This window comes from Paraburkholderia sp. NPDC080076 (assembly GCF_050281145.1).
GTDB lineage: Bacteria > Pseudomonadota > Gammaproteobacteria > Burkholderiales > Burkholderiaceae > Paraburkholderia.
The window spans coordinates 276,060-301,207 of the sequence record NZ_JBNNWQ010000001.1 but is presented as its reverse complement, the minus strand read 5'-3'; the positions used below and the strand labels follow the sequence as shown (position 1 = coordinate 301,207).

The following is a 25,148-nucleotide window of genomic DNA, read 5'->3' as shown; positions in this document are numbered from 1 at the left end:
TTTCCTTCTGAAAGTGTTGGTGCATCACCTACCGTTCTTTCATGCGCCGCGCGCGAGACTCACCTGCACCGCCTGCCGGTCCGTCGTCAGGCCGGCGGCGATCTGTTGGGCCATGGCGCCGACATAGACCTCGTCGTTGCCGTCCCTCAGCGCCGCAAAAGCCGCATCGACGACCTCGGCAACTGGAATCTTCGGCGGGGGAAAATCGCGGCTCATGTCGGTGTCGACCGCGCCCGGGAGAATCGACAGCACGCGCACCCCATGCGGTGCAAGCTCGGCGCGCACGGCTTCGGTCATCCGAAGCGCAGCCGCCTTCGACGCGCAGAGCGACGCCATGGCCGGCAACGCGACACGCGCGAGAATCGACGACATATTGACGATCGCTCCGCCACTCAGTCGCAGCGACGGCGCGAACGCCCGAGTCATGTTCAGCGTGCCAAAGTAGTTGACCTCCATCTCGGCCCGCGCCGCGTTCAGATCGGTTGCGGCAAGCGCAGGCTCGAGACGGTTGATGCCGGCATTGTTCACGAGGAGGTTGACATCGCTCGCCAGGGCGGCCGCGCGCGTCACCTGATCCGCATTCGTAATGTCGAGTGCGACCGGCACGACACGCGGGTCACGGTCGTCCAGCACGCTGATGTCGCGTGCGCCCGCGTACACCTTTCGCGCGCCCTGCTCCAACAGCATCTTCACGAAACACGCACCGACCCCGCGATTGGCTCCGCTCACAAACGCTACACAGCCTTCGACCTGCATCACGACCTCCGAACGTTTTACTTTGCTTTTCACCTGCATCCGCACTCGACGCCGCGCGGCCTCAAACCGCGCGGCCGACGATACGACCGGTATCGTCCACGTCGAGGCTCACCGAATCGCCGGGCTGCATGCTAGCCGCGAGCCGCGCGATGACAACGGGCCCGGCGCTCGTTGTCACGCTTGCGAGATGCACATCGCCGCCGCCCTGCGCGCCGACGCGATGCCGCACGACCGTCGATTCGGCAACGCTGCCGTGTTCCACCGCACATTCACGCCACTGGCCGCCGCCGCATGCGGGGCAAAAATACCGAGCCGGGAATAGCGTCATCCCGCACTGGGTGCATTGAAATACCTTGAGTGTCATTGCGCACCTCGCCGGTCGCTTTCGAGTACGACAGCATTCGCGCACATCCCGTAGCGATACTCGACCATGCCGTACCCGCTCACGACCGCCAGGTGCGCGTCGGCCACCTGCCGCTCGCCCGCCGCGCCACGCAATTGCGTGATCGCCTCGACGAGGCCATGCATGCCGCCGGCGGCGCCGGCCTGTCCCGCGGATAGTTGCCCACCCGATGTGTTGACGGCGAGCGCGCGCGAGCCGATCCGAGAGATCAACTCGCGCAGGTCACCGTCACGGGCGAAGCCGAGATCCGCGAGCTGCACCAGCGTCATAACGGGGTAGTCGTCGTAGACGGACACCATGTCCATGTCCTCCGGCGTCGCGCCGGCCTGCCGCCACAAATCACTGGCGATCGCCGCCAACGAAGTCTGCAAACCATCGCCCGCCTGGTGGTCCAGGTTGTAGCGGCATTGCAGCGCGCGCACGCGCACGTTCATCGCGTTGCGCACGAGATCGGCGCGAGCGACGATCACCGCGTTCGCGCCGCACACTACCGGCACGCAGTCGAAGCGTCCCAGCGGTTCGGCGACGATCGGCGCTTCGAGATAGTCGTCGATCGTCAACGGCGTGCGGTAGACGGCATGCGGGTTCAACGCGGCCCATGCGCGTTGCGCGACACAGAGCGCGCCATAATCGCGGCGCGTCAGACCGTATCGCTTCGCGTGACGCTGCGTGAGCATGGCGAACAGGCTGTTCGGGCCACCGTTCTCCAGCGGACGCAACCACGTGCGTGTCGTCAGGTTGTAATGCTCGACCAGTTGTTTGAAGTCAGCCGGCTCGAAGCGGTCTCCGGATAGGAGGGCAATGACATTCGCGTCGCCGTGCTGAATCGCGCGTATTGCATGCTGCAGCAGGTTGATGGCGCTCGCGCCGCCGTGACAATCGTCCATGCACCAGCGCGGGCTCAGGCCGAGTCGCCACGCAAGGTCGATCGCGTGATCGGGTGCGAGCGTGAACGACGCCACACCGAGCCCGTCTATGTCCTTCGCCGAGAAACCCGACTGAACGAGAGCCGCGCCGAATGCCTGCGCGAGCAGATCTCCCGTTGACGCAGCGCTCGCCTGGCGCTGGTACGGCACTTCCACGCCGGCCGTCAGCACGACGTTATCGAATGAGTGGGGTTGCATAGCAGAAGTCCTCATGCCGGGCGTCAACGCACACGCCGGGCCACCGTCTCGTGCGTGAACAGCAGCGAGATCACCGTGATCATGCCCATTGCGATCAGCAACAACGCCACCGGCCAGACTGCGTGATAATGCGCGAGCAGCGCGGTCGCAATCAGCGGCGACAGACCGCCCGCGAACACCGACGCGATTTCGTGCCCCAAGGCCATGCCCGAATAACGCACTTCGGTACTGAACAGTTCGCCCATCAGGCTCGGCTGCGTGCCGATCATCGCGCCGTGGCAAACCGCGTTACCCAGCAGAAACGCGAGCCAGATCAGCGCCGGCACCTTGGTGCCGATCAGCCAGAAGAACGGAAAAGCGATCAAGACGAAACCCGCCGCGCCGATCATGTACACGGGCTTGCGGCCGATGCGATCGGACAAGCGCCCCCACAGCAGCATCGTGCCGAGTTCCAGGGTCATCGACACGATCACACCGGCCAGCATGATCTGATTCGGCACACCGATGAACTTGCCGTACACCAGCGAAAAGGCGAGCACGATGTACGAGCCGCCGTTCTCCGCGACGCGCAGGCCCATCGCCATCAAGATCTCCTTCGGGTGTTTGCGGATCACTTCGAGCACCGGTATGCGCGCTTTCTTGCCGGCCGCTTCGGCCTTCGCAAACTCGGCGCTCTCCGGCAGCTTCGAGCGGACGTAGACGCCGACACCGAAAATGACGATCGACAACAGGAACGGGATGCGCCATCCCCAGATCATGAAAGCGTCCTTTGGCAGCATCTGCACGAGAAAGAACACCGCCGCCGACAACACGAAGCCGCCGCCCACGCCGATCTGGCTCCATGCCGCGTAATAGCCACGCTTTTCGGGCGGCGCCGACTCGCTGATCATCAGCACGCCTCCGCCCCATTCGCCGCCGGCGGCGATGCCTTGCAGCAGGCGTAGTACCAGCAGCAACGCCGGCGCCCACAGGCCGACTTGCGCGTAGGTCGGCAGGAAGCCGATCAGGAAAGTCGCCGCACCCATGATCGACAGCGTCCACACCAGTGCGCCCTTGCGGCCGTAGCGATCGCCGATATGGCCGAACAGCACGCCGCCGAACGGCCGCGCCGCGAAGCCGACGGCGAAGCCCGCGAACGCGGCAAGAGTGCCGACGAGCGGATCCGTGCCCTTCGGGAAAAACAGTGCGCCGAAGACGAGTGCCGCCGCCGTGCTGTAGAGAAAAAAGTCATACCACTCCAGCGCATTGCCCACGACCGACGCGAAGACAATGCGCCGCAGCGACTTTTTGTCGACTGAACCGGCTGGCGCGGCGGCCGCGTCATCGTCGTGGGTGCTTGCGGCAGAAAACGTTCGCGTGCTTGCCATCTGTGCCTCCAGCTGTGCATCTGTCGACGCACTCAATGTTGCGGATGTTTCTGCCGTGCCGTGCCATGCTCGCGCCGCGCGCGTCCATAGACCGACGGGGTGATTTGATATCGTCAGCGCTTGAGCCGGTATCCCGAGGCGTCGAGATCCCAGGTCGTCGCGGTGACACCGGTCTCGCGCAACTTGAACTTCTGGATCTTGCCGTTCTCCGTCTTCGGCAGGTCTCGCGCGAAGTCGAGATAACGTGGCACGGCGAAATACGGCAGGCGCGGTTCGCAGTAGCGAATCAGGTCGAGCGGTTCGAGCGTCTCGCCGTCGCGCAGCACGAGGGTGGCCATCACTTCATCTTCAGCGAGTGCGGACTTCACCGCGAAGACGGCCGCCGTCTCGACTGACCGGTGACTCAGCAGCACTTGTTCGACTTCAAAAGAGGAAACGTTCTCGCCGCGACGGCGGATCGTGTCCTTCAGGCGGTCGACAAAACGGTAATAACCATCGGCGTCGCGCACCACGCGATCGCCCGTATGAAACCAGAGGTTGCGCCAGGCCTCTACCGTCTTCTCCGGCATCCCCAGATAGCCGCTCGCGAATGCGAACGGCGTGTCAGCACGCAGGATCAGTTCGCCCGCTTCGCCATCCGGAACCGGCTGGTCGTGTTCGTCGACGACACGGGCATCGAAACCTGCCACGAGCTTGCCCATGTGGCCGGGACGTTGCGCGTCGATCGCGCCGCTGATCACACAGTTGGTCTCCGTCGAGCCGTAGCCGTCGACCAGCGCAATGCTGCAGCGCGCCGTGAATTCCTGCTGGAAATGGCCCGGTACGCCCGGCGCCAGCGCCACGCGCACCCGATGCTCGCGCTCGCTCGCCGTGACCGGTCGGCCGAGCAGGATCGGCACCATCGCGCCGAGCACGTAGGTCACGGTGGCGCGCGTTTCGACCAACGCGTCAAAAAAACCGCTCGCCGAAAAACGCCGGTCGGCGACGAGTTCGGCATCGTGAATCAACGCCTGAAAAAAGCTGTTGAGCGCATTGGTATGAAACAGCGGCAGGCATGTGTAGAGCACGTCGCCCGCCGCGACGCCGAGGTCACGCGCGGTGTAGTGACCCCACCAATAGAACTGCGCGTGCGGGCAGATCACTCCTTTCGACAAGCCCGAAGTCCCGGATGTGTAAAGCACCGCGAACGGATCGCCATCGGTGAGTGCGGCGGGTGTGACCGGCTCGTCTGCCGGCGGCATCGCAGTCGTAATGTACGTAGGCTTCAGCGCATCCGCTGCGGGTTCACCAATGAGCCAGATCGTTTCCAGCGGCAGATCCTGGGCGTCGAGTGCGTGAACGACATCGACGAGATGCGCTTCCGCCACGAGCAGCCGCGCGCCGCAGTTGCGCAGAATATGTTCCAGTTGCAGCCCGCGCGATGCGGTATTGATCGGCACGACCACCGCGCCGAGCCAGCCACAGCCGAGCACGATCTCCATGAATTCGACGCGGTTCCCGCACAGCAGCGCGACGCGGTCGCCGCGTCCGACTCCTTGCGCGGCGAGTGCGCCTGCGCGGCGTGCCGCGATTGCAAGAGCGTCGGAAGCCGTCCACGTGGTCGCACGGTCCGAGAACAGCGGCGCAGTGCCGTTGCGAGCAGCGCGAGCCGCCAGCAGCGCCGGCAATGTGCGATGTGCAGCACGCCCCTGGTCCGGACTGATACGCGGTTCGACGAGGGTTTCGATAAGTCCCATGTGCTCGTGCCTCTCCTATGTATGAGGCCGAGTCTAGGTTCGGGTAGTATATCCGTCAAATTAATCAATTATGGGTAGTCCATAAATATGACTGATTTCAATAAGGTCGACCTGAATCTGCTGCGCGTGTTCCAGGTGATCCTCGAGGAACGCAGCCTCACGCGTGCCGGGCAACAGCTCGGGCTGTCCCAGCCGGCGGTCAGTTATGCCCTTGGGCGCTTGCGTGCATTGTTCGACGATCCCCTGTTCGCACGAACACCGGAGGGCATGCTGCCGACGCCGAGGGCCGAACAATTGGCCGCACCGCTCAGCCGCGCGATTGCATCGATACGCGAGACGTTGCGTCACGGTGAACGTTTCGATCCCGCCACCAGCACGCGGGAATTTCGTCTGTCGATGTCCGATATCGGGGAACAGGTATTTCTGCCGCCCATCTGCGAGAAGTTGCAACGCGTGGCGCCGCTGGTGCGGATAGCGGCTGAGCAGGTGTCGTTTGCGGATATCGAAGAGAAGCTGCGCCTGGGGCAGCTGGACTTTGCGATTGGCAATCTATCGGCGCTCAAACCGGTGACGAAGTCGGCCCTTCTGTTTCACGAGCAGTATGCGTGCATGACTCGCAAGCGGCCCGGGTTGCCTGCGCGTCAATTGTCGCGGCAGAAGTTTCTGGAGTTGGCGCACGTGGCCGTCGCGTCGAGTGACAGTAGCCACCTGGAGATCGACGACGCGTTGCGGGCGCGTGGCCTGCATCGGCACATTGCGCTGCGCGTGCCGCATTTCACAGTCATTCCACAGATCCTTCAGCGCACTGACTGGATGGTTACGTTGCCGCGCGGCGTCGCACGCGTTTTCAATGAAACGGGTCAGTTCTCGATTTATCCGCTGCCGGTGGAATTTCCAGCCATCGAGTCCTCCGTGCATTGGCATGCCACTTTCGACAACGACGAGGGCAACCGCTGGCTTCGCGAACTGGTCGTGGAGACGCTGCGCAGATCAAGTGCTGCGACTAGGGCCGAGCAAGCCGGCGATGGCGGAAGCGGAACTTGAGGATTACTCGGCCGATTGCGCTGGAATGAACGAAGTGGCTATTGCTGCGGTGCTGCTTCCAGAAGACTCTTCAGTCGCGAAACCGCCGTATCGGATTCCGATTGAATCCGCGCGCGCAGCACAGACCAGTTGAATATCGCGAACCATATCGACGGCGCGCGATAAGTGAATTCACGTTCGAAGCGCGTTCCGCTCGTAGTCGACGTCAGCGAGTAAGTGACAGTACCAGCCGGTCTGCCATCAATCGTTCCTTCTATCGTCCACCTGCCCGGAGGCTGCCGTGCAGCGACTGTCCACACAACGCGGCCGCGCCTGCCGGCTACACGGAATTCCTCTGTCACCTGCTCGCCCAGATCGAGTGGATGATCCACCGAGCCGCTGACTGCGAGCGATGACGGATGCCAGGCGGGCCAGTGAGCCGGGGTCGTGACATAGTCGAATACGACTGTGGGAGGGCGTTGAATCGACGCAACCGTCACGATGTGCGTGTCGAGCCCGATCCGCTGCGGCAATGGGATAAAGAGCAACGCGATGGTGACGAGCACGGCCAATACTGCGGTGACGAACCGTGTACGGTTTTTCATAACGCTTTGTACTCCACGCGCTCCAGACGAAGTTATTTTACTGCGGAGTCGTGGGTCAAGCGGATCGGATGCGAGCGCTGTCGTCTTGCGTCAATAAGTGACGTGCGGTCCGGCCATGCGGCGATCGAACGGCAGGAACTGGCCGCTCACCGTCTCGTGCATTCGGCACAAGTCGGCGGCCGGCATGTCACCACCACCTCCATGGAAGCTTCAGATTCATTACAGGTATAGCGTCCACGTAATGTAGACCATAAATAAGTTTTACTTTCCGATTTTCCGTCGCGCCGCCATTGTGTGAGCCGGACAGCCAGTCCTGCCTATTTCTTCAGATAGCCATTTCTTAAGATTCCTTAAGAAATGGTTCGTTGCTCGTCGTCACTCGGGAGCGGGAGAAATTTTAGTACTCGGGCCGATCCCTGGACTGACGGTCAAACCAATAAACGGAAAGGAGACGAATTGATGGAGAATCGCCTGATAGCCTTGATGTTGCTCGCTGCGGCTGCAGTGGCCGGCTGCGGAGGTGGAGACAATGTCAGCGCACCGACACCGCCAAAGCTACTGACGAACATCGCCGTGCCCAATGCTTCGAGCCCACCATTCAGTTTCGATATCGGCTACGTCGAGGCCGGCAAGTACTTTCTTACCGACCGCAACAACAAAGCAGTCGATGTCGTGGACACCCAATCGAACACGTTGATCGCACAGATCCCTGGACCATTCATCGGTGCCGGCGCCACAACCAATGAGTCCGGTCCCGACGGAATTGTCGGGATCACCGGTACGAACACGATCTATGTCGGCGACGTCGACTCAGTCAAGGTGATCGATACGGCTGCGCAAAAGACCGTCAACACAATAGCCATCAGCAATTCCGGATCGCGCGTCGATGAGGGTTGCTACGATCCTGACGATCATCTCGTGATGTACGCGAGCCCCGGAGACTCGCCGCCGTTCGTGACATTCATTTCCACGCTGACACAAAAGGCGGTGGTAAAGCTTCCTTTCAACGGCTCGTCGGGGCTCGAAGCATGCACCTATGATCCTGTCTCGAAGAGCTTCTTGATCAACAATGACGGGACTTCTGCCAATCCCGACGGCGAGCTCGATGTCATCACCGCCAGTTCCGCAGTGACGGGCAGCCCCTCTGTCAGCAAGTCGTTCCCACTAGGGAAATGCGCACCGGCGGGAATCGTGCTTGGCCCGAATAACGACGTGCTCATTGGCTGCGATCCGCCGGCTGGCGACCCGCTCATCACGCTGATCCTCGATCGTGCGAGTGGCGCAATTCAAGCCAGCTTGCCATTTGGCGGGGTGGACCAGGTCAATTACGATCCGGCTTCCAACCGCTATTTCCTGCCGGCCCGGCACTACGTTACGAACGGTACCGCTGCAGCGTCAGGTTTTAGCCCGCAGATGGGCGTGATCGATGGCGCATCACGGCAGTTGCTCTTCAAGATTCCAGTGGGCGCGGGGGCGCATTCTGTCGCCATCGACAGCATGCGCGGGCAAGTGTATGTGCCATTCCAGCCCGGCGCGGCAGGATTTCCTAACGGCGGTATCTCGGTGTTCTCGACCCGCTAGTTCTCCGATGTGGGTCATTGTCTAGCGGGCCGGATTGGATGACGATTACCGCAGACACGGTCCCAACACGAGTGAATAGGCGCTCCCACCAACGCTCCACGATCCGGTGGGTTACGGGTCTGGTGCGCCGGTGGTGGCCGTCTTTCATCGTAGCTCAACATTTCACTAGATCATCTATTCCTTAAGGAAACCTTAAGGAAGACGCTTATGCCGCAGTTTGTTTTGCCCATCGCACAAGTCGCTCATGAGTTATGAAACCGAAAGCGTCGATTCATCCGGACGACTCAATTCCACTGCACATTCTTTCCCGCATTACCAAATATTTCGTGGCAACCTAAAAGGACGGGAAATGAAGACGATCAGGATTGGGAAGCGTACGCAAATCGCCGTTGGCGTGGGAGTTGTCTTGCTTGCCGGACTGTATTCCGCAGGCGCGACGGCGGGAGATGAACACGATCGTGGGCATGAGTCGGTGAAGCATGTGCTGCTGATCAGCTTCGATGGGTTGCATGAGCAGGACGTCGCACGCTGCGTCGGATCGAATGCGTGCCCGAACCTTGCGTTGCTGGCCAAGTCGGGGACGACCTACACCAACGCGCACACGCCTGGCCTTTCGGATTCGTTCCCGGGCCTCGCGGCGCTCGTCACCGGTGGCTCGCCCAAATCCGCGGGCCTGTTCTACGACGTATCCTATGACCGCACGCTCTATGCGCCGTCCGATACCAGTTGTACAGGCAAGCAAGGCTGGAATGTCGTATTCGACGAGACTACTGGCATCGACGGCGAGAACGGCGGCGCACTGACGCACCTCGACGGCGGTGGCGCGTTCAATCCGCAGGCCATCCCGCGTGCTTTGCTCAATGGTGTCTGTACGCCCGTCTATCCGCACAATTATGTGAAGACCAATACGATCTTCGAAGTGGTCAAACACAACGTGAAGGGCGCTCGCACTGCCTGGGCAGACAAACATGCATGGGGCTACGACTGGCTCAATGGCCCGTCTGGCAAAGGCGTCGACGATCTTTCGCGCACCGAGATCAATTCGATTGATCCGGCCACCAACACGAACTACACCGACGTCTACACGCACACGGAACAGTTCGACAATTTCCACGTGCAGTCGCTGATCAATGAAATTGACGGCAAGGATTCGACAGGCCAATCCAGCGCCGACGTACCCACGGTGTTTGGGACCAACTTCCAGACTTTGAGCGTCGCCCAGAAGGCAACGGTCGCGACTGGCGGCGGCTATCTGGATGCGAGTTTCACGCCGGGTCCGCAGGTCACCAACGCAATTGCTTATCTGGACAACGCCTTGGGACGCATCGTATCCGAACTGAAGCAGCGCAACCTCTATTCGTCGACGGCAATCATCGTCACGGCGAAGCACGGGCAGTCCCCGACCGACCATTCGAAGCTCGTGAAGAACGGCGATACGCTCTCGAAACTGCTTGAAGCAAACAACTATCTGGACCCGAACGGCAACTTCGGGCAGAACAGTACGAAGAGCGGCAACCTCAATGACGGAACGGGGCTCGTGGGTACGGGTTTCGTGCAGACCGATGACGTCGGTCTGATCTGGTTGCGCGATCAAAGCCAACTGCCTGTTGTCGTGAAGACCTTGAAAGACAACCTGAGCTGCAACGCACCCGGCATTTGTGCGGACGGCCCGCAGGCGTACGTTTTGTATGGCCCGCAACTGGCGGGCCGGTTCGGCGATCCGGCACGCGGACGCACACCTGACATCATCGTCCAGCCGAACCCGGGGGTCATCTATACATCGAGTACGGCCAAGGACGAAGAGCACGGCGGCAACGCTCCCAACGACAGCCATCTCGGTCTCGTGATCTACGTGCCTCACGGCCATCACGCTGGACGGACGAACGACGAGCGTGTGCTGACCACGCAGGTTGCGCCGACGATCCTGCGTTTGCTCGATCTGGAGCCTGACCTGCTGCACTCGGTCGCTATTGAAGGAACGCGTGCGCTGCCGGAGTTCGATCGCGAGCGCTTTTAGGCGAACGGCTGTGCTGTGCCGCTAGTGGATCGCGGCACTTGGGCGATGCGATTCTTTGGAACGTACAGCGGTCCTGTATCGTGTCGTCGCTAGATTGTGGCCGGCCTGGAGACCTCCCTGGCCGGCCATTCAATTGGGCGGGCAACAATGGTCAGGACGAAGCGCCGATCGGCGTAGAAGCAACGGTTCAGTCGCGGAGTACCAGTGAACTGGCGCTCCGCGAACAAGCTGATCAACCACCGTGATACATCGGGTTGATGCTATCACCCGGGGCACGCCGACCGGATTGCGACTTGCCCGATTCGCTACCGCCGACGCCACCGTGGCTCCCGTCAACCACGCTGCCGTGGCCTTCTGCCGTCGCCTTCGTGTGAGCGGTTTGACTGCGGTGCGATACTGACGCGCCGACATCGCTTCGATAGGAGGAAGTCTGATCGTCGCCGACCGCGAAGGCGGGTGCAACCAGCAATGCGGAGCTTGCGACTAACAGAGCGGCGATAGGTCTCGCTTTCATGACGACTCCAATGAGCTTGTTGAACCGTCGAACGCACCCGGATCAGGTCCATAGCGGCGCGCTATGGTCAACACGGATGGGTCGACGTGTGGGACTTTGCCGCGCGCTAACAAAGTGGCTCAAACGAACAACAGGTTCTCGGAATCTGCGCCATCCATGCTGATGCCGTGGCGGTAGCACCAAACTGTCCGTCGTTGTGCCCACCGCTATAAATGCATGGGTTGTGCCAAGCCTGATTCGCTCATCTTCCGAGCGTCCCTAACTGCCTGAAAACAAACAATGTTGACCTCGACCACTCGGGCGTTTGCAGCTGAATCGAGCGGCGACGACGTCTGGCTATAGACAACGTTTTTCGAGCGTCTGTGTGCGCTCACCCAACACAAAGTCCGTGCACTCAAGTGACGAGTGACTCTGGACGAACCAAGCGGAGATCGCGTAGGAGGTCCGCTCAGGTGAGGGTTAACATTGATTCAAGCCGACGCCGCTTCGCGGCACTGCTCAATTCAGCGTTCGGCTTGGCGCGGTCAGCGCGTGTTGACCGCTGGGCGGGTTGTCGATCCACATGCGATTCGTTCGTCGTATCTACGGACCGACCGGGTCCGTCGACTTGGAGGACATTATGCGCAAGCTCACTGTTTCCGCCTTCATCAGTCTGGATGGTGTAATTCAAGCCCCTGGCGGGCCTGGAGAAGACCCCAGCGGCGATTTCCGCCTTGGTGGCTGGATCGTTCCTTATGCTGACGAAGCCATCGGCCAAAACTTGCAAGACCTGCTCTCGCAGCCGTTCGAGTTGCTGTTGGGGCGTTGCACCTACGACATATTCGCGGCGTACTGGCCGCGCGTGCCGGCCGATTCAAGCAGCCGCACCATCGCTGATCCGTTCAACCGCGTACCTAAGCACGTAGCCACACATCGATCCGGCACCCTTGACTGGCAGAACAGTCATGCGCTGGAGGGCGACCTTGCCGACGCGATACGCGCGCTTAAACTTCAGGACGGCGCCAATCTATTGACGTTTGGCAGCGGCGACATGGTGCGCCAACTCCTCGTAGCCGGCTTGGTGGACGAGCTTTGGCTTGTGATTTACCCCATCATACTTGGGCACGGCAAGCGCTTGTTCGGCGACGACGCACTAGCGTCTGCCTTCACTCTGGCGCACTCGGCCAGCACGCCTGGCGGCGTGCTGATTACCCGCTACGTGCGCGACGGCGAGGTGCGCACAGGAACGTTCGAAGAAGTCAATTGACACTCACTGCAGTAAGAACATGCAATCTTGCACACTCTCCCGCGGCACGAATTGCAGCCTGACAAATCATTCAAGCCGAACCGGTTTCACGGGTCGGCTTTATTCGGGCGTTAGCGCCTTGATGCCCGCTTCTGGGCCGGGCACTGAGGAGCATGAGTGTGATCCGGGTCTCGAAAGGCGCAAACTCTGGTGAGGTGCGCAGCTTTGCGCAGATGATAGGCCGCCGCGCTCGCAACCGGCTGTATCAGTATGTGCGAGCGGTCCAACGGAGAAAGTCATGTCTTCGATCGAACCCTGGACATGTCCGACGTGTGCCAATCACGTCACCACGCCTTTCTGTCCGCAGTGCGGCGAGAGCCCACTTCGGCCGCCCGACCTCACGCTGCGCGCGATCGGCGCAAAGGTCCTGCACGCGGCAACAAGCATCGATGGGCGCCTGATTAGCACGATGTGGGTCCTGCTACGCCACCCAGGCGAGTTGACCGTCGCGCATCTGAATGGAAAGCGGATGCCTTATGTACCCCCGTTCCAGCTGTTTCTCGTCGCGAACGCCTTCTTCTTTGCGATGCAGTCGCTTACCGATACCCAGATCTTCGGCTCGACTCTGGAGTCGCACCTCCATCACCAGGACTGGAGTTCGCTCGCGCAGTCGTTGGTGGCGGAACGCGTCGCAAAACTGGGAACGAGCCTGCGCCAGTACACGACCACTTTCGACCGTGCGGCAGTGCTCAATGCCAAGTCACTGATCATTCTCATGGTCGTTCCGTTCACTTTGTTGTTGTGGATGACCTCTCTGCGGGCACGCAAGCCGTTTGTTGCCTTCGTCTATTTCTCACTCCATCTCTATACGTTCTTGTTGTTGCTGTTCTCGCTCGCGCTAGCCATCGCGGCCATTGAGGTTCGTCTGGGTGGTCTCGGGCTCGATTCACCCAATGTCGACAACATTCTTTCGATCATCAATCTTGGACTCTGCGGCGGCTATTTGTTTTTTGCGTTGAAACCCGTCTTCGGTTCTCACGGTATAACCCGCCTCGTCAAGGCGGTGACGATGACGCTGGCGGCTGGCCTGATCGTTCTTGGCTATCGATTCGCGATCTTTCTGATCACGTTATATACGGCATGACGGTTGAACATTTTTGCACGCTGCACCGGAGCGCGACTCCGCGCATGACGTGTTTTCATGGCATTGCGCCCACGCGATGGAGCGGAAGACTATCAACGAACAGCATCTGCAAAACTAGCGGCCAGTGCCTGGCTGAAGGCAATGTTCGAACGACCGAAATTGAACGCACCTAACCCGATGACCGCTATCTCAGCCCCCCGGGGGTTCGACCTGACGCCGCTTCGGCAAATTACGGACGTACGGCGGTCGTCAAGTCAAGACTCCGAGCTTTGCAGCTAGCCAGCGATTCTGGATGACCGAAAACCAGCCGCACAAGCTCGCCGATGAGCCCAGGCCTGCTGAAAAATTTCAGCCCTACGTGGCGTCGCGAGCCTGAGCGGCGGGTACGCCAGATTGCCGCATCGCTGAGCGTCTGACGTAAGACACGAAGAACAGTATGCCGATTAATGGAATGGCGGCAACAACATACAGGATGGAATCGGATTTCCAGCCGAGTGCGACAAGGAAACCCACCAGCAGCGGCGACAGCATGCTGCCAACCTGCTTCGACATATTGCCAACCCCGAGCGCGGTCGACCGGATTTCGGTCGCGTACGTTGCGGCAATGAGCGCAAGTGGGGCCGATTGCCCTAGTCCGCCAGCAAACCCGATCACAAATCCCGCCGGGATAACGGCCGCAAAGGAATGCATGAAGAATGCGATCGCAGCAGTAGCCAGCGACAGCAATATCAACGACGGCCCAAGCAATTTTCTGGGACCGAGGAGGGTCACAATATAGCCCGCGAAACCGAGGCCAAGCATGGATCCCACATCCAGACTGGCGAGGATGTACGAGGTTTCACGGATACTGACTCCCGCGGCCTGCTGCAGCGGGGTTAGCCACACAGTCATCACCTTGATCGTTGCCTGGCTCGTCGCCAGCACCGCCAGCAACGCGATCGTGGCGCCCGCCCGGTTCTCGCTGAAGATGGCGTTGAGCGGCGCCCTTGGGGCGGACGTTGCACAAGCCGGTACAAAAGGAGCCGGTGGGCGTAGGGAAAATCGATCGCCGGAAGGAAACAGATATCTCAGCGCTCGGCCGGCCGCCGCTGCCTCCCCCTTAACGTACAGGTAGTGGGGAGATTCTCGCAGGAAGATGAGCGTGATGACAGCGATGGTCAAGGACGCGCATCCGTCAGCGAGGAATACGGCCTGCCAGTGGTAGTGGCGCAGGACATAGCCGTTGACGATTGCGCCCGTTGCCGCGCCAAGCGAATAGTTCGCGAGAAGAACCGAAACGATCGTCGCTCTGCGGCTCGCGCGCACATACTCGCTTCCAAGCGCCATGACACTGGGGAACGCGCCCCCTAAAGCGATGCCGATAAGAAAGCGAAGTACGGTCAGTTCCCAGATCGTCGTTGCGTAAGCGGTCATGAGCGAGATGATTGCTATCGCGAAGGCGGATCCGGCAACCATCATTTTGCGCCCATAGCGATCACCAAAATAGCCGACCATGAACGTGCCGATGATGCCCCCGCCCTGAAGAGCCGCATAGACGAGTCCAAACTTCGATAACCCGATGCCCAGCCCGATGGACATGCTCTTGGTTACAACGCTTATCGATTGTGTGTTCAGTCCATCGAGAAAGATGACTGATCCGGCCAGCACCAGAAGCAGCACCTGACGAGCGCTTGTTTCTTGCGCCTCGATGTAGTCTCCTACGCTGACGAAACTTGATTCACCCGTAGCCATTGTCTCCTCCTGATTGATGTGCCGAACTCCTGGCCGGTCATATCGGTCCAGCACGCGCCAAGCATGGCGGGCTACTTTGCTAAATCTCACTCGTCGCTTTATCGTCTCTTGTCATGTCGTGCAAATGCACGGTCTTTGGTGCATGCATCTCTTCCGCGATGAGTTGCGACAGGATGCGGCGCGCGCGAACCGCGGCTACGTCTGGAGAAAGCAGGATGGGTTTCAGGCTGAGCAGATCGGACGACTGCATGTTTTTCTGCACAGCTTCGATCATGGGTTTGTCCTGTTCATGAAAACCGACCTGTTGCCACCAACGGATTTTGTCGTCGGCCTTTGGGTCATCGAGTGCGTAGTTGCGACAGCTCGCGTAGAAGTATCGTGTCGTACCCTCGGATTCCGGAGTCACGATATGTGTGCCGATTCTCGACAAGCCTTCCGACCGCGGTCGACCGGCAGGCGTAACGCCTACTTCAAGCTGACAGGCGCCCGGTGGGAACCACTTGATGTTGAGCCAGAATTCGACCGGCTGGTCCGGATTTGCGAGAAAACTCGCAAATGACTTCTGCGCGTTCGTTGAAGGAACCGTTCGCCGGCTTTCGAGCACGCCCTGTTCGAAAACGACTTCGTGCTTTACCGATAGAAGGCCATGGACCTCCTGATAAGGTGCATGCAGGTAATTGATGTGCGACAGATCAAGAAGATTATCGATGATGAGTTGATAGTGGGCTTCCTGAGTCATCTCGCCATGGATCATCTTCAGATCCGGCTGTGTATGGCAACTGAAATCCGGAATGTTCGCTGGGTCGGCGAGACCCGCCTGGCCCATCCAGACCCAGATCATCCTGTGGCGCTCAGCTGCCGGGAAGTTGCGGACCACCGCCTTGGGTGGAATTTGCCCTTCGTTATGAGGATTGAATGAGCAGGCACCCGAGCAATCGAATCGAAGCCCGTGATACCCGCATTCGATGGTGTCGTCGATGAGCTTGCCCATGGATAGGGGGGCAAATCTGTGCGGGCAGCGGTCGTGCAGAATTGCGGGCAATCCATTCTTTTTCCTATAGGCAACGAGAGGCAGTCCTAACACCGTGCGGGGGAACATGGTGTCAGTCAGGTCGTCAGCCCAAGCGAAGGCGTACCAGGCATTATGGAGAAACGTCACAGAAAACTCCGTTTATATAAGAAAGACCGGAAGATATCGACACTGTCCAGGAGGGGTTCTCGTTACCGAGTCTAGCGAGCATGTTTGAATTCAACCACGGGAAATTTTTTGGAGCACGTTTCGAAAAATTGAAAGGCAAGCATGTTCTAAGGGATGTCCCTAGTCACCGCAGGGAGGGTGGGATGGTAGGTTAAATGCATGAGAAAACTGCCTTCCATCAACCACCTTCGAAGCCTCCAGGTCATTGGGCGACACTTGAATATGGTTAGGGCTGCGGAGGAGCTTCACCTTTCATCGTCGACGCTGAGTTACCAGTTGCACATTCTCGAAGAGCAGCTCGGTGTGAAGCTCTTTGTGCGAACGAGTCGTGGGCTCGTGTTCACCCCGCGCGGAGAAGAGGTGTACAGGGAGGTCGACGAAAATCTCTGCAGACTGACCGAAAGCCTTACAAGGCTAACGGCGATAGACGAGGACGCACCGCTCGTCGTCACGTCTCTTCCGACATTCGCGAGCAGGTGGCTTTTGCCGCGATTTGCAACTTTGCAGAAACTGGTAAAGAACGTCGAACTCCGCATCTCCACGGTAGATGTCAACTTCACGAGGGATCACGTAGATTGTGCGATTCTGTACGGCGACGGCAACTGGCCCAATTTGAGCGTGAAATTCCTGCGCAGTGAATGTCTGGCACTTGTTTGCGCGCCTGGCGTCGTATCGGATGCGCGCCCCCTGAAACAAACCGCCGACCTTCGTCATCACACGCTTCTGTCTGCGCGGAGATGGCCGCACGACTGGGAATGCTGGGTCGGCGAAGAAGATGATGCGCACGCTTTTGCAAAAGCGGGGCATCTCGTCCTTGAATCCAGGAATCTCGTCATCGAGGCCGCTCTGAATGGATTGGGTGTGGCACTCGTGGATCCCGTGATGGTCCAGCGGGAACTGCGATGTGGCAGTCTGGTAAAAATCCTGCCAAAAACCATACAAGGTCGCGGTGCGTACTACTTTGCCTATCCTCATCGCGATCCCATACCGAGTCGCATCGAACTCGCGTATCAGTGGCTGATATCTGAAATGGAAAAAGAAGCTTCCGGTCTCAAAGAATAAAGAGCACAGGCTGCGGTAACGCATGCCTTTAAACCTGAGTTCCTCCATCGCGCAAACAAGGCGCCCGTCCGGTTCGGAGTCGAATTTTTCGATATCTGTGCTCGAAATTTTGCGATTGCCTCCGATCGCGAACGTCAATAACCTGACACAAGAACACCACCAAAGTGCGGATCACGTGCACGATTTGCAGCCGTATCAGCGCGCGTCGATCCAACCACCGTATATCAACCTGATTTCAGTCTCCATGAACGTCGTCGTTGCCCGTGTCGCGGATATAGCCACTGATATCCGCTCTTTCGAACTCGCGCCGCTCGACGGCGGCCCGTTGCCTGAGTATGCGCCCGGCGCGCATATCGACGTACATTTGCCCAACGGACTGGTGCGCCAATACTCGCTATGCGGTCGCCGCGAAGACAGCGGTGCGTACCTGATCGCAGTGCAGCGCGGAAGCGCATCCCGTGGCGGCTCGCATGCGATGCACGCGTTAAGGGCAGGCGACGCGCTGCGCATAGAAGGTCCACGCAATCACTTTCCGCTCGACGTCACCGCGACCCATTCGATCCTGTTCGCGGGCGGCATCGGTATCACGCCTTTGCTGGCGATGGCAGAAGCGCTCGCGGCAAGGCACGCGTCACTCGATCTACATTACTGTGTTCGCGAGCGGTCGCGGGCCGCCTTTCTCGAGAGGCTCGACGCCTTGGCATTGCGCGCTCATGTGACGCTGCACGTCGATTCCGAGCCGGGCAAACCTGCGCTGAATGTCTCGCGCGTGTCCGGCGAGCCCGCGCCCGGCCGGCATCTGTATGTGTGCGGACCGGCCGGTTTCATGACGCATGTGATCTCGATTGCACAGCAAGCCGGTTGGGACGATGCGCTTGTGCATCGCGAATATTTCAATGCACCGGTGGCCGGCAAATCTGCCGAAGCTGATGAAGCGTTCGTCGTGCGACTTGTGAAGAGTGGCCGGGCCATTCCGGTCGCGGCGTCGCAGACTGTAGTCGAGGCACTGGCCGCCCAGGGTGTGCGCATCGACACGTCGTGCGAGCAAGGGGTGTGCGGAACATGCCTGACGCGCGTGCTGGCAGGGCAACCCGATCATCGCGATCTGTTCCTGACAGACGCCGAGCGCACCCGCAACGACCAGTTTCTGCCATGCTGTTCGCGTTCGCGCACGCCCGAACTCGTACTTGATCTTTGAACCAAAGCAGTTGAACAGCTTATACCTCGCTCGTAACTGGCCGGGGAGGAATTCGGTAAACGACGGACTTGTACTTTGGCGTCACACGGCTTTCCACAATGACGCCGCCCAACGATTCGGCGATGCGCCGGCTGGGGCGATTTTCTTCGGCAACCGGATAGGTAAAGCTTTCACAGCCAATAGTTCGCGTTGCCCAGTATGCAATCAGAGTCACGGCTTCGCGGCCAAAGCCATTTCGATGACGATCTTCACGAATCCAGATGCCGAGTTCCGGGCTCTGAGTGCGTACGCGGTGAAGTCCGGCCAACCCAAGGAAACTCCCGTCGGCGCGTTGCCGTATCACGAATACATAGTCCGACCCGTCGTCTATCGACGGTATCCAGGACCGCCAAACAACATCGAAGTCATGCCGGGATGCCGGTGGCTCCCACGCCATGTGACGGGTGAGCGAAGGAGTGATGCATGTGAACGTGGCATCCGCATCGTTGGCCGAGAACGGTTTGATCAAGAGCCGGGTTGATTCAATCTGGATTTCTGTCGGCCGCAGTAGCATCTCAGGTCTTCCGTCGAAATTTGTTTATATTCACCAATTGTCGACGAATCGGAATTGTGTGTCGAACGTCTCTTCATGGCCCGCGAACGGCGGCCGACGTAGGACCGCATACATCCTGGCGCCCCACAACCAAGTCCACCACGCTTCGTTTCTCGAAACTTCGCTTCAAGGTGCTCGTGGTAGAGTCGAGCATCTTTTTCCTTATCGCGTAGCCCTTATGTCGCCACGCATTGAATCCGGACCCGTCGATCCGGCGGATCACCAACAGGACATGGGAAGCGCCGCCGCGGCGCAAAGCTTGAACATGCAGATTCCAGCGATCGTTCCAGCGCAAACCGCTCTAGTGGTCATGCATTACCAGACCGACATCCTGGGACTATTTCCATCGGTCGCACCCGCGCTGCTCGCCAATACACGCAAACTGTGTGACGCCGCGCGGGCCAAAAGTGTCAGCGTCTATTTCGCCAACATCCACTTTAGTCCAGGCTATCCGGAAGTCAGTCCGTTGAACAAAAACGGACAGGGAATCAAGCAACTGGGTCTTTTCATCGACGACGAGATCGCGCCGGAACTCGGCCAGCAAGCCACTGAACCGCTCATCATCGCGCATCGCGCAAGCGTGTTCTTTGGTACCGACCTGCAGGCGCGGCTTTCCGCGCAGGGGATCGATACGCTGCTCATGGTGGGCATAGCGTCGACCGGTGTCGTACTGTCGTCGGTTGCGTACGCGAGCGATGCGGACTTCCGCTTATTCACGGTCAAGGATTGCTGCTACGACCCGGATCAGGTCGTGCACGATCATCTTTTTTCAACGGCGTTCGATTCGCGCACGACGGTGCTCTCGCTCGCTGATGCTTTGTCGTTGCTTGCCTAGCAGTGCCGGCTTCAAGAAAACAGCGGTAAAGATTCAACTGCCGTTTGCCGCCGACGCCGCGAAGCCGTGGATCGACTGCTTCGAGAGGGAGTTTGCTCGCCGACCGAGCCGAGTCGTTTGTTGAGATCCGACAGGGCTTTGCAGACAGACGTGCGATCGGGCATTCCGGCCAATGCCAGTTCAAGCCGGTTCAGTAATTCCGGCAGACTCGATTCCCCAGTCATCTTTCCTGCGAACTTCCGCTTCCGCATAAGACCACTCCCTGATTCGGCAGACGCTGTACGCTAACGTCACCATACATCTTCAAGATCCAGCGACATCTGTTGCTTCGTGTTTACGCCAGCAGATCCGTCGGATGCCTCTCCCTTTGGCAATGCCGGTTTTAACACATCAAGGTGAAAAATCACGTCGGCTGATCGCGATGCACACCGGTGACGGCGAACGGCACCTCATGCTACCAGGTCGGCAGGCACGCGTCCAGGCAGGTCCGGGAAGCTCGACCTCCAGAAAGGCGTCATCATCTGCCGGGGTTTTCGAAGTCCAGCCTCATTTCATCTCGCTTGCATGCGCAGCATCTGTTCCGCGCCTATGTTGAACAACGCCGAACCGGCCAGGTTCTGGCCGCCATCGCAAACCATCACGCAGCCCGAAATATAGGAAGCGAGCGGCGAAGCGAGGAAAACCGCGCTCTGGCCGATGTCATCCACCGTGCCCATGCGCCGCAGCGGAATGGCGTTCACGAACTCTTCGTATCGCTCCGCGCTCAACAGCCGCTTCATGCCTTCGGTCCCCTCGATGGGTCCGGGGACGATGCTGTTCGTGCGAATACCATAGCGCCCCCACTCCAGCGCCAGGTTTCTCATCAACATATCGATGCCCGCCTTGGCGGCACCCACATGCACCTGGAAGGCGTGCGGCATGTACGCCATGCCTGCGGAAATGTAGATGATGGCGCCCTGTGTCTCCTTCAACTGCTCGAAGGCCGCCCGTGAGGCGTTGAAGGCTCCAAGCAGATCAATATCGATGACCGTCTTGAAGCCGTTGGCGGAGAGCTTCTCCGCCGGGGCCAGGAAATTGCCGGCCGCGCCGCAGACCAGCACGTCCATGGGACCCAATTCCGCCCTGCTCCTCGCGAAGGCCGCTTCCAGCGCGGCGAAATCACGTACGTCGGCAACGATAGGGCAAACCGTGGCGCCGAGTGCGCGCAGTTCCGTCGCAGCCGTATCCAGCTTTTCCTGAGTGCGGCCGCAGATGGCCACCTGGGCGCCCAAGGCGGCGAAGTTCTTCGCCACGCCGAGATTGATGCCGCTGCTGCCACCGGTGATGAAAACGGTTTTGCCTGCGAACAGGTCGTTCGACAGGTATCGAGTGACTAGCATGCTTCCCTCCTGGTTATACGCCCTCGTACCGAGGGGCATCACTGAACGATTCGGCTAGAACCGGTAGCCGATCCCCACGAAACCGATCCACGGATTCGCCGTAATGCGCGTCCTGTTGGTCAGCACGGTTTGCCCGTTGGCCGCGACGGCAGTGATCGTCGCATTCGTCTTGAGCGGCATATACGTCACCGATGCGGTGGCGTACCAGTTCTTGCTTAAGTTATAGGAGACGCCCGCATCGAATGCCGGATTCCATGACGGACTGAGCGATGCCTTAACGTCCCCCCCAGGCCCGGCGACCGTGTGCAACGCACCATTGAATGTCGGATTGAGCTGGACCGCCGTGTACCAGGTGTAGTTGACACCCACACCGAGGAAAGGACGCACCTTCGCCTGCGCCGCGCCAAAGTAGTACTTGAGGAAAAGAATCGGCGGCCACGCTCTGGTTGTCGCGAGCGGTTGCAGATTGCCCAGTCCGAGGGAGGGACCGCCGGGGCCGAACGGCGTCACCGTACCCTGCGCGTAGAGTTTGAGCTTCGGCGGCACGCCGGTCGCCAGATCGATCGCGATGTTGTCCGTGATGAAATACGTGAACGCCGTCTCGACCGTCCAGGTATTGTGTATCTGGCCAGTCGTCCCCGACGAGGTGAAGGTGCCTGCCGCCGAAGTGCTTTGCAATGGCGTTGCCGACGACATGCCATAGTCAATCCATGTGCCGCCGCCAGTCGCGATGAAACTACCCGCACTTTGGGCCAGTGCGCCGGCGCACATTACCCCAGTCAATAAGGGCAGATACCTGACTTTCCTCACCTTTCCCTCCATTTTATATTTTGCATGACGAATTAATATCGTCTTACGACTTCTTAAACTCGTTTTAGAATCGGGATCAGAATTGTTCGATGGCGATATCCGACGCGCCGGATGCGCCTGAGCGGATCATCTCCAGATGCGAGTTCGCTTTGGGCAGTATCTTGTCCGCGTAAAACCGTACCGTCGCGATCTTCGCTTCGTGGAACGCCGGATCTTCGCCCGCAGCGCATTTTCTCGACGCGGCCAGCGCGGCGCGCGCCATCTGCCATCCACCGCACACATAGCCGGTAAGCATCAGATAGTCGAATGAACTGGCCAATGCTTCGTCCACGTCTTTCGCCAGGGCTCGAAGCATCCACCCGGTCGCGTCCTCCAACGCCTGCACGCCGGTGGCCACCGCCGCGCCGACCGGGAAAAGGCGCCTATCCGTGCTGCGCTCCAGTTCAAGCGCGAGCTCGCGCATCTCCGCAATCAGCTCGGCCATTGCCGCCCCCTGGTCCGTGGCGAGCTTGCGGCCCACAAGGTCGGCTGCCTGGATGCCCGTCGTACCCTCGTAGATGGTTGAAATGCGAGCGTCGCGCAGGTACTGGCACGCGCCGGTCTCTTCGATGTAGCCCATCCCGCCGTGCACCTGTACGCCGAGTGATGCGATCTCCTGACCCAGTTCAGTGCACCAACCCTTCAGGACCGGAATCAGCAGATCGACACGGGCCTGATAGCGGTTGCGTTCGCCGGCGTCCGGGTGCCGGTGCGCGTAATCCGCATTGGCCGCCATCACATAGGCGAAGCCTCGCATCGCTTCCACCTGAGCTTTCATCGTCAGCAACATGCGCCGCACGTCCGGATGCTGAATGATCGCCACTGCAGTGCTCGACTTGCTTGCGGCCGGCTTGCCCTGAATGCGCTCTTTCGCGTATTCACGCGCCTGTTGATATGCACGCTCGGCCATCGCGAGCCCTTGAATGCCGACCTTCTGGCGGGCCTCGTTCATCATCGTGAACATATGTGCGAGGCCCTTGTTTTCCTGCCCGACCAGATAGCCGATCGCGCCATTCTGATCGCCGAAACTCATCACGCAGGTCGGACTCGCGTGAATGCCGAGCTTATGTTCGAGGGACACGCAGTGCACATCGTTGCGTTGTCCCAGCGAGCCGTCGGCGTTCACGAGAAACTTGGGCACCAGGAAAAGCGAAATGCCGCGCACGCCTTCGGGCGCATCGGGCGTGCGCGCCAGCACGAGATGGATGACATTGCCGGTCATGTCATGATCGCCCCACGTGATGAAGATCTTCTGGCCAAACAGGCGATAGTGATTTCCCTCAGGAACGGCTTTCGTACGAACGGCCGCAAGGTCCGAACCGGCTTGCGACTCGGTCAGATTCATCGTGCCGGTCCACTCCCCGCCAATCAGGTTCGGCAAGTAGCGGGCCTTGAGTTCCTGTGAGCCGTGCAGTCGCAATGCCTCCGTGGCACCCGCCGTCAACAGCGGGCACAGGGCGAAGGACATGTTGGCGGAGTTCCACATCTCCACGGTCGCCGCATGCAGCAGTTCGGGCAGGCCTTGACCGCCGTAATCAGGATCGCCACTGAGCCCGTTCCAGCCTCCTTCGACGAATTGGTGGTAGGCCGCGCCGAATCCGTCTGCCGCAATGACGCCATCGCGGGTCAGGCGCGCACCCTGCTCGTCGCCGGTCTTGTTGAGCGGCGCAAGCACTTCGGTGGCGAACTTTGCGGCCTCCTCGAGCACTGCGCCGGCGAGTTCCGGCGTCGCGTCCTCAAGGGCCGGTAGCGACGATAAAGCGTCGAGGCCGGCCAACTCGTTCATTACGAAATGCATGTCGCGCAACGGCGCAATATAGGTGGTCATCATTTACTCCTGGAATCAGTTCTGTTGCTGCTTGTCCAGTTCACGCGACAACTCCGGCAGCACCTTGAAGAGGTCGCCGACGAGGCCGTAGTCCGCAATCTGGAAGATGGGTGCTTCTTCGTCCTTGTTGATCGCCACGATCACCTTCGAGTCCTTCATGCCGGCCAGATGCTGGATCGCGCCCGATATGCCCACCGCGATATAAAGCTGCGGAGCGATGACCTTGCCGGTCTGTCCCACCTGATAGTCATTGGGCACGAAACCGGCATCCACCGCGGCACGGGATGCGCCGACCGCCGCGCCGAGCCGGTCGGCGATCTCGTCGAGGAGCGCGAAGCTCTCGCTGGAACCCATGCCTCTGCCGCCCGAGATGACGCGCTGCGCGGCGGTGAGTTCAGGACGTTCGGAGCGGGTCAGTTGCTGGTTCACGAAGCGGGAAGCTGAAACCTCCGCGGCCGGCGCGAGCGATTCGATCACCGCGGCGCCCCCTTCGGCCGGCGCCGCGGCGAAGGCCGTGGTCCGAACCGTCAGGACCTTGATGCGATCCACGCTTCGCACCGTAGCCAGCACGTTCCCCGCGTAGATGGGACGCACGAACGTATCCGCCGACTCCACCGCCACGATTTCCGAGACCTGCGCGACGTCGAGCAGCGCTGCGACGCGCGGCATCACGTTCTTCGCCGAAGTGGTGGCGGGCGCGAACAGGTGGCTGTAGCCCGGAGCCAGTCCGACAATGAGCGCGGCCAGGTTCTCCGCCAACGCGTGCTCGTAGTGCGCGGCGTCGGCCACGCGCACGCGGGCCACGCCTGCGATGCTGGCCGCCTGTTCCGCGACTCTCCCGCATTGAGATCCCGCCACGAGCACATGAATTTCGTCACCGAGGCGGGCGGCAGCGGTGATGGCGCTCAAGGTTGCTGCCTTGAGCGTTTGATTGTCGTGTTCTGCAACAACGAGTACGGACATGTTTGTCTCCTCTTTTCT

21 protein-coding genes are annotated in these 25,148 nt (G+C 60.0%); 8 read left to right on the top strand and 13 right to left on the bottom strand.

Annotation, left to right across the window (positions count from 1 at the left end):
* Nucleotides 1–39: 39 nt before the first annotated feature.
* The 5 genes from ACQKRQ_RS01355 to ACQKRQ_RS01335 all read right to left on the bottom strand — a co-directional run bounded on the left by ACQKRQ_RS01355 (nt 40) and on the right by ACQKRQ_RS01335 (nt 5,386).
* The gene (locus ACQKRQ_RS01355) at nt 40–789 is read right to left on the bottom strand and encodes an SDR family oxidoreductase (protein ID WP_427474760.1); all 750 of its coding nucleotides are present in this window, start codon (nt 787–789) and stop codon (nt 40–42) included.
* A 28-nt stretch (nt 790–817) separates the two neighbouring features.
* Nucleotides 818–1,120 (bottom strand): zinc ribbon domain-containing protein, encoded by a 303-nt coding sequence (locus tag ACQKRQ_RS01350; RefSeq protein ID WP_427474759.1) that lies wholly within the window; start codon nt 1,118–1,120, stop codon nt 818–820.
* Nucleotides 1,117–2,283 (bottom strand): thiolase family protein, encoded by a 1,167-nt coding sequence (locus ACQKRQ_RS01345; RefSeq protein WP_427474758.1) that lies wholly within the window; start codon nt 2,281–2,283, stop codon nt 1,117–1,119. The genes ACQKRQ_RS01350 and ACQKRQ_RS01345 overlap by 4 nt, the downstream gene beginning before the upstream one ends.
* A 23-nt stretch (nt 2,284–2,306) precedes the next feature.
* A complete protein-coding gene (locus ACQKRQ_RS01340) occupies nt 2,307–3,650 on the bottom strand; it encodes an MFS transporter (protein ID WP_427474757.1) in 1,344 nt (447 codons plus the stop codon).
* A 113-nt stretch (nt 3,651–3,763) separates the two neighbouring features.
* Nucleotides 3,764–5,386: an ATP-dependent acyl-CoA ligase gene (locus tag ACQKRQ_RS01335; RefSeq protein ID WP_427474756.1), complete on the bottom strand. Its 1,623-nt coding sequence runs from the start codon at nt 5,384–5,386 to the stop codon at nt 3,764–3,766.
* A gap of 87 nt (nt 5,387–5,473) precedes the next feature.
* Here ACQKRQ_RS01335 and ACQKRQ_RS01330 point away from each other — a divergent pair, with 87 nt between their 5' ends.
* Nucleotides 5,474–6,430 (top strand): LysR family transcriptional regulator, encoded by a 957-nt coding sequence (locus ACQKRQ_RS01330; RefSeq protein WP_427474755.1) that lies wholly within the window; start codon nt 5,474–5,476, stop codon nt 6,428–6,430.
* Nucleotides 6,431–6,468: 38 nt separating this feature from the next.
* On the opposite strand, the gene ACQKRQ_RS01325 is transcribed toward ACQKRQ_RS01330, so the two are convergent.
* Nucleotides 6,469–7,014 carry an SRPBCC family protein gene (locus tag ACQKRQ_RS01325; RefSeq protein WP_427474754.1) on the bottom strand — a complete coding sequence of 182 codons (546 nt, stop codon included), beginning with the start codon at nt 7,012–7,014 and terminating at the stop codon, nt 6,469–6,471.
* A 459-nt stretch (nt 7,015–7,473) separates the two neighbouring features.
* Here ACQKRQ_RS01325 and ACQKRQ_RS01320 point away from each other — a divergent pair, with 459 nt between their 5' ends.
* From ACQKRQ_RS01320 to ACQKRQ_RS01305, 4 genes are all read left to right on the top strand, one after another.
* Nucleotides 7,474–8,595, top strand: coding sequence for a hypothetical protein (locus tag ACQKRQ_RS01320; protein WP_427474753.1), 1,122 nt, complete (start codon nt 7,474–7,476; stop codon nt 8,593–8,595).
* Nucleotides 8,596–8,944: 349 nt separating this feature from the next.
* A complete protein-coding gene (locus ACQKRQ_RS01315) occupies nt 8,945–10,612 on the top strand; it encodes an alkaline phosphatase family protein (RefSeq protein WP_427474752.1) in 1,668 nt (555 codons plus the stop codon).
* A gap of 1,133 nt (nt 10,613–11,745) precedes the next feature.
* Entirely contained in the window at nt 11,746–12,372 is a 627-nt protein-coding gene (locus ACQKRQ_RS01310) for a dihydrofolate reductase family protein (RefSeq protein ID WP_427474751.1), read from the top strand.
* A 277-nt stretch (nt 12,373–12,649) separates the two neighbouring features.
* Nucleotides 12,650–13,495: a DUF3667 domain-containing protein gene (locus ACQKRQ_RS01305; RefSeq protein WP_427474750.1), complete on the top strand. Its 846-nt coding sequence runs from the start codon at nt 12,650–12,652 to the stop codon at nt 13,493–13,495.
* A gap of 354 nt (nt 13,496–13,849) precedes the next feature.
* On the opposite strand, the gene ACQKRQ_RS01300 is transcribed toward ACQKRQ_RS01305, so the two are convergent.
* Nucleotides 13,850–15,226, bottom strand: a complete 1,377-nt coding sequence (locus ACQKRQ_RS01300) for an MFS transporter (RefSeq protein WP_427474749.1) — start codon at nt 15,224–15,226, stop codon at nt 13,850–13,852.
* 79 nt (nt 15,227–15,305) lie between these two features.
* Nucleotides 15,306–16,385: a Rieske 2Fe-2S domain-containing protein gene (locus ACQKRQ_RS01295; protein ID WP_427474748.1), complete on the bottom strand. Its 1,080-nt coding sequence runs from the start codon at nt 16,383–16,385 to the stop codon at nt 15,306–15,308.
* 198 nt (nt 16,386–16,583) lie between these two features.
* Between ACQKRQ_RS01295 and ACQKRQ_RS01290 the strand changes: the two genes are divergently transcribed.
* On the top strand, nt 16,584–17,486 hold the full coding sequence (locus ACQKRQ_RS01290) for a LysR substrate-binding domain-containing protein (RefSeq protein ID WP_427474747.1): 903 nt from the start codon (nt 16,584–16,586) through the stop codon (nt 17,484–17,486).
* A 244-nt stretch (nt 17,487–17,730) separates the two neighbouring features.
* Nucleotides 17,731–18,684, top strand: a complete 954-nt coding sequence (locus tag ACQKRQ_RS01285) for a PDR/VanB family oxidoreductase (RefSeq protein ID WP_427474746.1) — start codon at nt 17,731–17,733, stop codon at nt 18,682–18,684.
* Nucleotides 18,685–18,703: 19 nt separating this feature from the next.
* On the opposite strand, the gene ACQKRQ_RS01280 is transcribed toward ACQKRQ_RS01285, so the two are convergent.
* Nucleotides 18,704–19,237: a GNAT family N-acetyltransferase gene (locus ACQKRQ_RS01280; protein WP_427474745.1), complete on the bottom strand. Its 534-nt coding sequence runs from the start codon at nt 19,235–19,237 to the stop codon at nt 18,704–18,706.
* Between the two features lie 271 nt (nt 19,238–19,508).
* On the opposite strand from ACQKRQ_RS01280, the gene ACQKRQ_RS01275 reads away from it, so the two are divergent.
* Nucleotides 19,509–20,111, top strand: coding sequence for an isochorismatase family cysteine hydrolase (locus ACQKRQ_RS01275; RefSeq protein WP_408283968.1), 603 nt, complete (start codon nt 19,509–19,511; stop codon nt 20,109–20,111).
* A gap of 551 nt (nt 20,112–20,662) precedes the next feature.
* On the opposite strand, the gene ACQKRQ_RS01270 is transcribed toward ACQKRQ_RS01275, so the two are convergent.
* The 4 genes from ACQKRQ_RS01270 to ACQKRQ_RS01255 all read right to left on the bottom strand — a co-directional run bounded on the left by ACQKRQ_RS01270 (nt 20,663) and on the right by ACQKRQ_RS01255 (nt 25,130).
* Nucleotides 20,663–21,529, bottom strand: a complete 867-nt coding sequence (locus tag ACQKRQ_RS01270) for an SDR family oxidoreductase (RefSeq protein WP_427474744.1) — start codon at nt 21,527–21,529, stop codon at nt 20,663–20,665.
* A gap of 15 nt (nt 21,530–21,544) precedes the next feature.
* Nucleotides 21,545–22,300 carry an OmpW/AlkL family protein gene (locus ACQKRQ_RS01265; RefSeq protein ID WP_427474743.1) on the bottom strand — a complete coding sequence of 252 codons (756 nt, stop codon included), beginning with the start codon at nt 22,298–22,300 and terminating at the stop codon, nt 21,545–21,547.
* 76 nt (nt 22,301–22,376) lie between these two features.
* Nucleotides 22,377–24,167 carry an acyl-CoA dehydrogenase C-terminal domain-containing protein gene (locus ACQKRQ_RS01260; RefSeq protein WP_427474742.1) on the bottom strand — a complete coding sequence of 597 codons (1,791 nt, stop codon included), beginning with the start codon at nt 24,165–24,167 and terminating at the stop codon, nt 22,377–22,379.
* 15 nt (nt 24,168–24,182) lie between these two features.
* On the bottom strand, nt 24,183–25,130 hold the full coding sequence (locus tag ACQKRQ_RS01255) for an electron transfer flavoprotein subunit alpha/FixB family protein (protein ID WP_427474741.1): 948 nt from the start codon (nt 25,128–25,130) through the stop codon (nt 24,183–24,185).
* Nucleotides 25,131–25,148 lie beyond the last annotated feature (18 nt).